This window comes from Planococcus sp. RAB007_Raresut (genome assembly GCF_057369535.1).
The window spans coordinates 577,684-590,500 of the sequence record NZ_JBXYIF010000001.1 but is presented as its reverse complement, the minus strand read 5'-3'; the positions used below and the strand labels follow the sequence as shown (position 1 = coordinate 590,500).

Here is a 12,817-nt window from a genome sequence, read left to right as displayed (position 1 = left end):
ATGGGAATATCAAACTGGGGAATGGTCTGGACGCTTGTAATGCCCATTGCTCTTATCGTCTACTATCTGTACCGAAAAAAATACAAAGACCAGCAAGTTTCTTCTATATTATATTGGCGGCAAGTGATGAAGGAGATGCAGGCATCACCCTATCTGAAAAAATTGCAGCACCATGCACTTTTTTATCTGCAGCTGGCAGCCCTTTTACTGCTTGTGTTTGCACTTCTTAATCCTTATTTCGAGTCGGACAGTCTCGAAGGAAGGGAATTCATCTTCGTCATCGATACTTCTGCGTCCATGATGGCTGGTTCCCCCAATCGGCTGGAATCCAAAAAAGAGCTGATGAAAGAAATGGCCGAGAAGGCGGAAGGCAAACCGGTAACCATCATTAATGCGGGAGGTACGCCGGAAATCCTTGCCAGAACGGAGCAATCGACAGGGCGGCTGAAGAGTGTCATCGATGCAATCGATATTAGCTACGAATCGCCTGAAATGGATAAAACCCTGTTATTTGCTGAAACGCTTACAAATGATAATTCAGCTGTAATCCATATTTTCACAGATTCTGTAGACCGAACTATTCTTTCCAATAAAACCGGAGCGGCTTACGTTGTTCATGCAAATAGCGAAAAACCATCCAATGTGTCGATTCGCCAATTTGGAGTGGCTGAAGGCGATACAGAAGACCGCGCCATTGTTCAGGTTATTAATGATAGTGATGAAACCGTATCAGGGACATTGGAATTGGCGGGCGGTGAATTTGAACAGCGAAAAGATATTGAGATGGCTTCAGGAGAAGAGCAGCTTATTCCATTTGAAAACTTGCCGAAAACGGAAATTTGGCAGGCGACTCTGAATGTAAATGATGAATACATATTGGACAACCGCGCATTTGCTTATATCAACAGGTCATCTGGGACCGTCATCATTGACAATGAGCTTCGCGGCCTTGTTTCCAGGGGGGTGGAATCCTTGGGCATTCAAGTAAATACCGCTGCAGCAGAACAACTTAATAATTTCACTGAAATTCCGTTGGTTACAAACCAAACCGATCTTATCGAAGGAGAAGCACCTGTTTTATTGATTGGAAGAGATGATGAGTCACCCGTTGCAGCAACAGGAGCTGTCGAAACTGCCGATCATCCGCTGTTTGCGTATGCGCCGATGGAAGATGTTTTCATATCTCAAATCTATCCAGGATTTGATGGCTTCGAGACAGTGGCGACGGTAGGAGGAGAGCCGTTCGTTCAACTGTCACCCGGCGGGGATATCATCGTACTGGCGGATATACAGGCGACTGACTGGCCGTTGAGTCCATCTTTTCCGTTATTTCTTTGGAGTGCAGTCAATGAATTATCGGGCAATGAAAATTATCTTGGCACCTTCTCGCCTAAAGAACAGCGTGCAGTGGCATTGACTTCTGCGTCAGACGAATGGGAAATCTTCAAAAGCGAAGAATATCAATTTTCCTATATCGAAGGGCAAGGCAGTTTTCAAGCGCCAGGAGAACCTGGAATTTACCGGGCAGTCAGCGGCGATGAAACCAAAAATTTCATCGTTCAATTAAACAATGAAGAAAAAACTCTGGCAGCTGGACAGAACTTTACAGCAGGAACCCCGGTGGAAACGGAGAATACGGCACAGCGTTCTATAATTCCCGTGATTCTTTTGCTGATCCTGCTGCTTGTGCTGTTGGAATGGGAGGTGTACCGACGTGGAACTTCGCATGGATGAACCTTTTTGGCTGCTATTACTCGTTCCTGCAGCGCTCTATTTATTTTTGACGGGTTGGAAACATTTTCGGAATGCGTCAAAGCTTTTCCGCACCTCATTCATTCTCAGATTGCTGAGCGTATTTCTGCTGATTGCTGCGCTTGCATCACCGGTCATCCACCAGCCTATTGATGAAGAGCAGATCCTCTTTCTATGGGATCGTTCGTCATCGATGGCCCAGGCTGAAAATGGTATAGAAGAACAGCTTAATCAGGCATTGGCTGATAATGGCACTGACCAATCTGCCGGGGTATATACTTTTGCTGAAGATTTCCAATCGCTGATGCCTTTATCAGCTGAACCTGGTTTACTTCCTGCCGAAGTTCCGGCTAATGAAGCAGGACATACCAATATTGCACAGGCGCTTGAACTGGCAGCCAATAGCGGTGAAAAAAGTTTGGCCACCAGGCTTGTTCTGTTGAGTGATGGCAATGAAACCCGTTCATCCGCCTTGGAAAGTTTGAATCGTATCAATGGTGAACGGATGACAATCGACGTATTGCCGATAGAGCCGCCTGCAGGCAATGAAGCGGCTTTAACAGAATTCACAACCCCTGCCCAGGCATTTTCAGGGGAAGAGCTGGATTTCTCCCTGATAATCGAAGCTGATCAAGAGAGTAAAGGGGAACTAATCCTGTCCGCCAATGATGCAGAGATCGAACGTATACCAGTGACTTTGGAGGAAGGCAGAAATATCCTGTCACATAAATATGAGGTGCAAAGTGAAGGGTTGCTGAAATTTGCAGCATCGATTGAAATAGAAGGAGATGGATTTCTTCAAAACAATCAATTGACGAGCCTTACAGAAGTTGAAGGACCGCCGGAAATATTGATTGTCAGCAGTGAAGGCGCAAGCCCGGTAACGGCTTTATTGGATAACGAAAACCTGAACTTAGAAGAGATGGCACCTTCGGGACTGCCGCAAAACTTGTCTTCGATTCTGGCATATGATGCCATTGTTTTTGATAATGTGTCCGGCACCCAGGTCGGGGAACAGACTATGGCTGTCATCGAGCAAGCGGTTAAGGAATTCGGCATGGGCTTCATGATGGTCGGGGGCGATCAGAGTTTCGGGCTAGGCGGCTATTTCAAAACGCCGATTGAAAGTCTTTTGCCGGTTGAAATGGAAGTGAAAGGGAAACATGAGCTGCCGTCACTTGGCTTGGTGATTGTGATGGACCGCTCAGGCAGTATGGCCGGCCAAAAAATGGAATTGGCCAAAGAAGCCGCTGCGCGTTCAGTTGAATTGCTAAGGGAAGATGATGTGGTCGGCGTCATTGCCTTTGATGATAAACCATGGGAAATCGTTCCGACACAGAAACTGGAGGACCGCCAGCAGGCAATTGACGATATACTCACAGTGGCCCCCGGTGGCGGAACAGAAATCTATTCTTCGCTGGCTGAAGCTTATGGTCAATTGGAAGAACTGGATCTTCAGCGCAAGCACATTATTTTGCTGACGGACGGGCAATCATCGACGCAAAATGATTATAACAGTCTAATTGATGAAGGCGCAGAAAATAACATCACACTGTCGACAGTCGCCGTCGGGCAGGACGCCGACAGGGCTTTGCTTGAATCATTGGCTGACAGCGGCAGCGGGCGGTTCTACGATGTTACAGACGCTTCGACGATACCGGCAATCCTGTCACGTGAGACCATTATGATGTCTCGTACTTATATTGTAGATGAACCTTTTTATCCGGTGATTTACGACAGCGCATGGAGCCCTTTATTCGCTGACGGAATTCCGCAGTTAAACAGCTATATAGCGACTACGGCTAAAGACACTGCAAGAGTTGCCGCGGAAAGCGAACAGGAAGATCCGATTCTGGCTGAATGGAATTACGGTCTGGGGAAAACACTGGCTTTCACTTCCAGCAGTGGAGCGTGGAGCGGTGAATTTCAAAACTGGAACAATTGGCCGGCATTTTGGAACCGAAGCGTTTCCCAGATTCTGCCGTCCTTTGTCGAAGCACCGTTTGCCATCACCCGCAAAGAGCAGGGGATTTATACCATTAAAGATCCAAGCCAATCTTCAGCTATTTTAAATGTAACTGTCATTAACGAAGCAGGTGAAGAGATTAAAGTTCAAACGGAGCCTGTAGCGCCTGGTGTCATCGATGTCCATATGGTGGAAGAACCTGGTCTCGTATTTTTCGGTGTTTCCAATGAAACCGGAGCGGCTTATCGGACCGGCCTTACAATTCCTTATGGTGAGGAATACCGCAGTGCACCTGCAAATGTGGATCTGTTGACCGCGATTGCCGAAAGAAGCGGCGGCCAGGTTCTGGATTCGCTGGATGATGCTTTCAGGGACATTCCTTACAACAGTTCCTCCATGCAATCCATAACAATACCGCTGATTCTATTGGCGATGCTGCTGTTTTTTGCGGATATTACAATTCGACGATTCGGACTGAGGATACCCTCACTGCCTAAAAAAATTGCGGCGCAACCTCAGAACAATGGCAATGATGGCATAGAGCAATTATTGAAAGCCAAACAACGGAATAAGTAAGTAAAGCCTGTCCAAATTTCGGACAGGCTTTACTTTGAAATAAAATGAGAGTTGACATCTTATTTCAAAAATATAGTTTTTGAGAGGTAATCTGGAATTTTATGCTAATCTGTATATATGAATATAGCTCGTGTACAGTTATTCAAAAACGAAAAATTAGATTATAAGGTGATATGCATATGATAGGAATAAGTATTGCGACAAAGTGGGAATATGAAGCGACACTGGAATACTTTAACGTAAAAGAAAACGAACGATTCGGTTATCCTTATGGCGAGTATTTTATGAGGACAATTAATGATGCTGAACTTGTTTTTTATAGCAGCGGCATAAGAAAAGTGAACGGTGTTGGCGGTACTCAGTATATGATTTCTGAATTTGGATTAACTAAAGTAATCGTTGCAGGAACATGTACGGGAATAGATGATCAGTTCAGTAATTTAGATATTTTTGTGCCCAATCGTGCAGTTCAATATGATTGCACAGTAAAAGAGATTGAACCGCTTATTAAACAATCATTTATAGTTGATATTGCTTTATCAAAATATGGGAATGATTTTTACACCGGAACAATTGCCACCGCTGATAAAGCAGTTGTAATGTGGAAGGACTATTTAGAGCTGAAAGAAAACGAAATTACAATAGCTGATACAGAAGCTGGTGCAATTGCTTATATATGCAAGAAGAATGACGTTGAATGCATCATAATTAAAGGGATATCTGACTTTCCATCAGATGAAAGAAACACAGACAAATTTGAGTCGAATATAGAACAAATCAATGTTTACTTGGAAAACACACCGAAAGTCATGAACAAGATCTACGACGAATACCTAAATAGATTTATCAAATAGAAATTTAAACAAATCGCAAAATCTAAATGGTGGATGGGCAAAAAGAGAATAATAAATAATAAAAAGACCGGCTTATCGAAAGCCGGTCTTTTTATACGTTTTAGTTTGTGACTGACTAAGAGTTTGTTGTTGATTACTTTAACTTTTTTGAACTTCACCTTTTCCAACAGGTGCGACTGAACGTGTTTCCTGCAACAGCTGCTGCTTTCTTGCAGACCAGCTGGAAGCGATGAAGAAGCAGATCAGCAGGATGGCAGTCCCTACAATATAAGGGAATATCATATTGATATCGAATAGGATACCAGCTAACGCAGGACCTATCATATTGCCGAGACTCATATAGGCGTTGTTCATACCCGCCGCGTAGCCTTGCTGATCACCGGCAAGCTTGGAAATCAGTGTATTGATCGCCGGACGAAGCAGAGACGCCGCAGTGAAGAACACAGCAGAAACGAGTAAGATGGTCCAGAATGTGTTGACGAACAGGACGCCGATCATGGCAGCCGCAGAAATGAGCAGGTTCACCAGAATCACATTCATTTCACCATAGCGTTTGAACAGGCGGTCAATTACGAAAGTCTGGATGATGACGCCGACAAAACCGCCGACGGTGATAAGAATCGAAATTTCTTTTGGCGTAAAGCCGTGTTCTTTATCGACATACAATGCGATGGTCGACTGGAAATTCGATAAACCGAAAGCAAAGATGAACATCACAATCAACATGACGAAATATGGCATATAAACGGAACGTCTCATCTGCTGCCAGAGATTTTCTTTTTTGTTCTCTGCCTGCTGGATGGTTGGAGCGACATCCGGTAAAGCGATATAGGACATGATTGCCGCTAATGTAGCGACCAGTGCTGCAATATAGAATGGGAATTGCAGGCTGACTTCCGCAAGGAAACCACCAAAACCGGGTCCGATCATGAAACCGAGTGACATGGATGCACCGAGCAGTCCCATCCCTTTGCCGCGTTCTTCATAAGTAGTGATATCAGCGACAAATGCCATCATTGGCGGAATAAGAAAAGCTGCACCCAAGCCGCTGAAGAATCTGGCCAGATATAGAACCCAAAGTTCGGTGGCCAGACCGAAAACAAGCTGCGACATACCAAAGACGACAAGACCGAAAATAATCAATTTTTTTCTTCCGTATTTATCTGACAGTTGGCCGGAAAGCGGGGAGAATAAGAATTGCGCAAAGGCGAAAGTGGCGATTAAAGTTCCAAGCACCTGGCCGGCGACTCCGAATGTATCCAGATAAGCTGGCATGATAGGAATGATCAGGCCGATGCCGCTCATGGCGATGAACATATTGAACATGAGGATATATAATGCGAATTTATTTGACTTTACTGCCATAGGGCGTCCTTCTTTCATTTATTACTTCGTGTGGCTAAATTTCGATTTATTAACTTAGTTACTATACCCCATTTCAAAAGAAAATAACAGGGAATGCCACCGGCAAAAAGTATTTTTGCCGGTGGCATTTGCGACGAAGCTAGCGGAGCGATGCAGGAGCAGGGGATTGAGGATAAGTAAGAAATAAAGAATTTTTATTCGCTTAGATAAAGTTAGAATAATCAACAGGCAAAAAGTATTTTTGCCGGTGTCATTTGCGACGAAGCTAGCGGAGCGATGCAGGAGCAAGGTTTTAGAAGGTATACGAATAACAATAAAATATAAAATGAGCCGGGCAAAACACTTTTGCCCAGCTCATTTTCTGTTATTTTTCCATATCCATTTTAAATTCCAAAAACAATTCATTGTAGACGCCAAGCATTTCAAGCCCGAGGTTTTCGTAGACTTCCAACCGGTCGCGCATCTCTTCTGTCGGATAGAAGCGTTCATCCCCCGTCACTTCAGGATCCATCAAGTCCAAAGCTGCCTGGTTCGGAGTGGAATAGCCGACGTAATCAGCATTTTGTGCCGCAACTTCTGCATCCAGCATGAAGTTGATGAATTCGTGGGCACCTTCCACATTGTCAGCTGTTTTCGGAATGATCATATTATCGAACCATAAATTAGAGCCTTCTACAGGTACGGAATAATCGATGTTTTCATTGATCCACATCATATCCGCTGCCTGACCGGACCAAGTGAGCGCAACGGCGGCTTCTTCGCGCCGCATCATCTCGACGATTTCATCACCGATGATGGCTTTGACATTCGGTCCCAATGTTTTCAGTTTATCAGTCGCTTCCCGCAATTCGCCCATATCGGTTGAGTTCAGTGAATAGCCGAGGCTGTTCAGTCCCATGCCGATAACTTCCCGGGCGGAATCCACCAGGATCACTTCCTGTTCAAGCGTTGGATCCCATAGGTCATCCCAGCTCTCGAATGTTTGTCCTTCGAGCAGGGAAGGGTTGAAGGCGATTCCTACTGTACCCCAGAAATAAGGGATGGAGTATTCATTGCCTGGATCAAATGGAAGGTCCAAGAAATAAGGGTCTATATTTTCGAGATTCGTGATTTTGTTCAAATCAATCGGGTGGAGCAAATCCGATTCCTTCATTTTTTCGATTGCGTATTCTGAAGGCATAGCGACATCATATGTCGTGCCGCCTTGTTCGATTTTTGTCATCATCGCTTCATTTGAATCGAATGTTTCGTAGATGACGGTGATGCCAGTTTCTTCTTCAAATTGGCTTACCAGCTCAGGGTCGATATATTCGCCCCAATTATAGACATTGATGGTACCGCCGCCTCCAGCTGAAGATGTGTCCTCCAACTGGGAAACGACGTACAGCAAAATTGCTGAAATGACGATGATCGCCACACTTGCGCGTATTAGATCTTTCATGGTCAGTTGCCTCCTCCTGGTGGTCGGATGGTCAGCCGGGTCCGATTATTAAAGAAGTAATAGCCGAGCACAAGCCCTAGGGTCACAAGGAAGATCAAAGCGGAAAGTGCGTTGATGGTCAGTGTGATGCCAGCCCGTGCCATCGAATAGATTTCAACGGATAATGTGGCGAATCCGTTGCCTGTTACAAAGAAAGTGACGGCGAAATCATCCAGGGAATAAGTCAGCGCCAAAAAGAATCCCGCAAAAATACCGGGTTTGATATAAGGCAGAATGACGCGAGTTAAAATATCACGTTTAGAGGCCCCGAGATCAGTTGCGGCATCGATCAGCGAGTCGCTCATTTCCATCAGCTTTGGCAGCACCATGATCACGACAATCGGGATGCTGAAGGCTATATGGGAGATCAATACGGAAGCGAAACCGAGCTTGATGCCGATCATTGTGAACAAGATCAGGAACGAGGCGCCAATAATGACGTCAGGACTGACAATCAGAATTGTATTTAATGAGAGAACGGCATTGCGCATTTTGCGGTTGCGGATGAAAACAATGCCAATCGCGCCAAGGACGCCGATCGCAGTCGAAATCAGAGCAGAAAGCAATGCGACAATCACGGTATTCAATACAATGACGATAAGACGTGTATCGTTGAAAACAGCAGCGTAATGTTCAAGCGTAAAGCCTTCGAAACTCGACATCGTGCCGCCGCTGTTGAATGAATAGAAAATCAAGTAGAAAATCGGCGCATAAAGGATGATAAAGACAATGGCCAAATAGATTCGTGCTGTCTTACTTAATTTTTCCATTGATCGTACCTCCTTTTTCACCGGTGACCATCATGATGATAATCATGAACAGAATCAGGAAAACAGCTATAGTCGAACCCATGCCCCAGTTTTGGGTCACAAGGAATTGCTGTTCAATCGCTGTTCCGAGTGTGATGACTTTATTGCCCGCGATAAGCCTTGTAATTACAAACAGCGACAGCGCAGGAATGAAGACAACCTGGATGCCAGCTTTAACGCCGTTGATAGCCAGCGGGAAGATGACCCGGGTAAAAGTTGTCCAGGAAGAAGCGCCGAGGTCCCGTGATGCATCAATCAACGCCGGATTGATGCGGTCGAGTGAATTGAATATCGGCAGCACCATGAACGGGATGAAAATATAAACCGAGACAAAGATGAAACTGAAATCAGTAAACAGGATCTGCAGGCGTTCAGAACCGATCGATGCCAATAAATTATTGGCAGGGCCATACAAGCCGAAGATTCCGATGAATGCATAAGCCTTCAATAGAAGATTGATCCATGAAGGAATGATGATCAACAGCAGCCATAATTGTTTATGTTTTGTTTTAGTCAGCCAATAAGCAGTCGGGTATGCCACCAAAAGGGAAATTAACGTGATCAGAAAAGCATACCAGAAAGAACTCAATGTCAGCCGCAGGTATACGGAGGAAAAGAAGTTGCGGTAATTATCGAGTGTCAGATTGCCGGCTATATCAAAAAACGAAAAATACACGACGAGTGCGATCGGTGTTATGACAAACAACACAATCCATAGGTAATAAGGGATCAGATAAAAAGGATTGGTCCGGTTATTTTTCATAGCCCGTTGCTCCATAAGCTTCAAGTCTGGCATCAAAAGCCTCTTCCGATTCATTCAAGCGCATAACGTGGATGGCTTCAGGTTCAAAATCCAAGCCTATTTTGGAGCCTACTTCCACTTTTTTAGTAGAGTGCACAAGCCATTCATTGCCGACTTCGTCGATTGTGGCAATTTCGTAATGTACACCACGGAATAACTGGCTGTCCACGGTCACCGTAATTTTCCCTCTATTAAGGCGGGTGATGTGCAAATCTTCCGGTCGTATAACAATCTCCACTTTTTCATTTTTATTCAAGCCTTTATCGACACATTCAAATTCCTGGTTAGCGAACCGCACACGGTAATCATCGATCATGACAGCATCGACGATATTCGATTCACCGATAAAATCAGCTACAAAACGGTTGATCGGTTCGTCATAGATATCCATAGGTGTGCCGCTTTGCTGAATTTCACCGGCATTCATGACAAAAATTTCGTCAGACATCGCAAGCGCTTCTTCCTGATCATGGGTAACAAACACAAATGTTTTACCAAGGCGCTGCTGAAGTTCGCGAAGTTCATACTGCATTTCTGTCCGCAATTTCAAATCCAGGGCAGACAGGGGCTCATCTAGAAGGATAACTTCCGGGTCATTGACGATGGCACGCGCTATGGCTACGCGCTGGCGTTGGCCGCCTGACATTTCATCAATATTTCGTTTTTCATAACCATGCAGGTTGACGAATTCAAGAGCCTCCAGCACACGCTGTTCTATTTCAGCCTTCTTCAATTTTTTGATGCGAAGGCCGAAAGCCACATTTTCAAAAACATTCAAATGGGGGAACAGTGCATAATCCTGGAAGACAGTATTAACCTGTCGCTCATTGGCAGGGAAGTCGTTGACGATTTCACCCTCGATATAGATATCGCCTTTAGACGGTTTGATAAATCCAGCGATCAAGCGAAGGATGGTCGTCTTGCCGCAGCCGGAAGGCCCAAGCAGCGTATAAAACTTTCCGCGCTGCAGTTCAAAGCTGACATCATTCAGCACATTGCCTGCACCTTCGTATATTTGTGTTACATTTTCAAAACGGATGATTGAATCTCCGGACATTTTATTACCTCCTGAATTATATATAAGAATGTGTTGCACTTATGATCATTTCACATTTGCCTTTTCCGGCATTTACTAATTGATGGTGCTGTGATGCTTCATAATAGATGGAATCGCCAGCGACAGCTATATATTCTTCTTCGCCAAGCACTAGCCGTACTTTGCCTTCCAATACATAAATGAAAGTCTCGGATTGTGAGGGTTCGAATTTCTTGTACTGGCCGTTTTCTAACAGTGTAAGGTAGATGGGCTCCATTTCTTTTTTATAGGAAGTGGGGATGAGCCAGTCCACTTCATAGCCGGCCTCTTCATCCTTATGCACACGATGGTCTTTCGAAGAGTAGATGACCTGCGGCGACTCGGCGTCATCAAAAAATTCTTTTGGTGTGGTACCTAATACCTCCAGTAAAGTAAAGAAGGTTTCAATAGACGGAGAGTTCATATCCCGTTCCAGCTGTGATATAAAACCTTTGCTTAAATCTGTGCGTTCGCCCAACTCTTCCTGGGTCAATCCGTTTTTTAGACGGAGACTTTTAATTTTTGAACCGATCTCCATAAGGCTCCTCCCTTTATTTGAGACAGATTGTTAAGTTTATTTTCAGCAAACTTCAAAGTTTTAAAGTTTAGTAATAATATACTTACAGTTTACTACCGTCACTTGAAAAAATGCAATATTTTTTAATGAAATTCAAGTGAAAATTATTTAAATTAATTGGTTCATTTCTATTGCATTATAGAGGGTGTATTTACTATTATAGAGAAAGTGCAAAAAGATTATTTTATTATAATGTAAGACTCAGTGTAAAAAGGACGATCAGAAATACTGTTAATAGCCTGTCCACTAATTTAGGAGTGACCAATAATGAATGACAAAATGAATTTTTTCCTGGATCCGAAACATCGGGCAGTGCAAAAATCATCGATAATGAATTATAAACAAGATCAGCAAGGCCTTTACCTTGTAGCCAACAAGAAAGTCATCAATTGGATGGAAGTTCATACATACTGCCACCATTGTTTGTCGCCGTTGACATTCGATGACGAATTTGACGCAAGCTATTGTGCAAGCTGCAATGAATGGCGTGAGGAAGCATGCAGCGATATTGATTGTGAATACTGTGAGAACCGCCCGAAACGACCACTTGATCCCCGCCGATAAGCGGGGTTTTTTTAGTTTATTCAGCAAAACAATTATATGGTAGACTATAGCTAGAGCAAGGATTTGGAGGATGGTTATGAAAAAGGAATTTGTAGTGATAGGGCTGGGAAGGTTCGGAGGCAGCATCGTCCGGGAACTGATTGAACAGGATGCTGACGTTATGGCAATTGATAAAGACACGGAGAGAGTAGATGAATTTGCGAGCATCGCAACACAGGCGGTAGTTGCTGATACCACCGATGAATCTGTTTTGAAATCACTTGGCATCCGAAATTTTGAACATGTTATTGTCGCTATTGGGGAGAACATTCAAGCCAGTATTTTAACAACACTTATGCTGAAAGAAATTGGTGTAAAGAAAATCACGGTAAAAGCGCAAAATGATTACCACGCGAAAGTGCTGGATAAAATAGGCGCCGATAAAGTGGTGCATCCGGAGCGGGATATGGGAATCCGTATTGCCCACAATATGCTTTCGAATAACGTATTGGACTATCTGGAACTTTCAGATGAGCATTCGATCATGGAAGTGAAGGCCAATGAAAGATTGGCGGGCTTCACATTGATTGGACTGGATATCCGCGCAAATTACGGCATTAACATCGTGGCCATCAAACGGGGCAAAGATATTATTGTTTCCCCGCAGGCTGATATGGAAATCCAGTTGCAGGATATTCTGATCATTATCGGTTCTGACGCGGATATCAACCGTTTTGAGAAGAAGATGTTGAATTAGTATTTTCATATAAACGAGAAAAAAGGAGGTACCGTAATGGGATCTCCTTTCAATTTTGTTTAAAAAGAAGTAAAGATATTTAACCGATATTCCGCAAAACAGCTCCGCTTTCCAAAACCCGTGCTCCTGCATCGCTGCGCTAGCTTCGTCGCAAAGCGCCGGCCGAACTACTTTGGCCGCACTTGGCTCGTGCTGAGCTAACTCGGGCTCGTTCCACTTCGCCCGAGTGGATCTCAGCACTTCGCTCGAAACGGAGTTGGA

The 12,817-nt window shown here is 44.3% G+C and carries 11 protein-coding genes; 5 read left to right on the top strand and 6 right to left on the bottom strand.

What is annotated here, in order from left to right; translation table 11 throughout:
• The 3 genes from AC2Q9J_RS02910 (at position 1) to AC2Q9J_RS02900 (ending at position 5,148) form a co-directional block, all read left to right on the top strand.
• Positions 1–1,734, top strand: coding sequence for a vWA domain-containing protein (locus tag AC2Q9J_RS02910; protein ID WP_499037019.1), 1,734 nt, complete (start codon positions 1–3; stop codon positions 1,732–1,734).
• Positions 1,715–4,294, top strand: coding sequence for a VWA domain-containing protein (locus AC2Q9J_RS02905; RefSeq protein WP_499037017.1), 2,580 nt, complete (start codon positions 1,715–1,717; stop codon positions 4,292–4,294). The genes AC2Q9J_RS02910 and AC2Q9J_RS02905 overlap by 20 nt, the downstream gene beginning before the upstream one ends.
• Before the next feature lie 179 nt (positions 4,295–4,473).
• A complete protein-coding gene (locus tag AC2Q9J_RS02900) occupies positions 4,474–5,148 on the top strand; it encodes a 5'-methylthioadenosine/S-adenosylhomocysteine nucleosidase family protein (protein WP_499037016.1) in 675 nt (224 codons plus the stop codon).
• A 138-nt stretch (positions 5,149–5,286) separates the two neighbouring features.
• On the opposite strand, the gene AC2Q9J_RS02895 is transcribed toward AC2Q9J_RS02900, so the two are convergent.
• From AC2Q9J_RS02895 to AC2Q9J_RS02870, 6 genes are all read right to left on the bottom strand, one after another.
• On the bottom strand, positions 5,287–6,513 hold the full coding sequence (locus AC2Q9J_RS02895) for an MFS transporter (RefSeq protein WP_499037014.1): 1,227 nt from the start codon (positions 6,511–6,513) through the stop codon (positions 5,287–5,289).
• 364 nt (positions 6,514–6,877) lie between these two features.
• Positions 6,878–7,954, bottom strand: a complete 1,077-nt coding sequence (locus AC2Q9J_RS02890) for an ABC transporter substrate-binding protein (RefSeq protein WP_499037012.1) — start codon at positions 7,952–7,954, stop codon at positions 6,878–6,880.
• A gap of 2 nt (positions 7,955–7,956) precedes the next feature.
• The gene (locus tag AC2Q9J_RS02885; RefSeq protein WP_499037010.1) at positions 7,957–8,763 is read right to left on the bottom strand and encodes an ABC transporter permease; all 807 of its coding nucleotides are present in this window, start codon (positions 8,761–8,763) and stop codon (positions 7,957–7,959) included.
• Positions 8,747–9,565, bottom strand: coding sequence for an ABC transporter permease (locus AC2Q9J_RS02880; RefSeq protein WP_499037338.1), 819 nt, complete (start codon positions 9,563–9,565; stop codon positions 8,747–8,749). Before AC2Q9J_RS02880 ends, AC2Q9J_RS02885 begins: the two co-directional genes overlap by 17 nt.
• Positions 9,555–10,661, bottom strand: coding sequence for an ABC transporter ATP-binding protein (locus tag AC2Q9J_RS02875; protein WP_499037008.1), 1,107 nt, complete (start codon positions 10,659–10,661; stop codon positions 9,555–9,557). The genes AC2Q9J_RS02880 and AC2Q9J_RS02875 overlap by 11 nt, the downstream gene beginning before the upstream one ends.
• Positions 10,662–10,677: 16 nt before the next feature.
• The gene (locus AC2Q9J_RS02870; protein ID WP_499037006.1) at positions 10,678–11,217 is read right to left on the bottom strand and encodes a helix-turn-helix domain-containing protein; all 540 of its coding nucleotides are present in this window, start codon (positions 11,215–11,217) and stop codon (positions 10,678–10,680) included.
• Positions 11,218–11,523: 306 nt separating this feature from the next.
• Between AC2Q9J_RS02870 and AC2Q9J_RS02865 the strand changes: the two genes are divergently transcribed.
• Together AC2Q9J_RS02865 and AC2Q9J_RS02860 are read left to right on the top strand one after the other, a co-directional pair.
• Entirely contained in the window at positions 11,524–11,820 is a 297-nt protein-coding gene (locus tag AC2Q9J_RS02865) for a hypothetical protein (RefSeq protein ID WP_101802009.1), read from the top strand.
• Between the two features lie 76 nt (positions 11,821–11,896).
• Complete coding sequence (locus AC2Q9J_RS02860; RefSeq protein ID WP_084244875.1) at positions 11,897–12,556, top strand: potassium channel family protein; 660 nt, start codon at positions 11,897–11,899, stop codon at positions 12,554–12,556.
• Positions 12,557–12,817 lie beyond the last annotated feature (261 nt).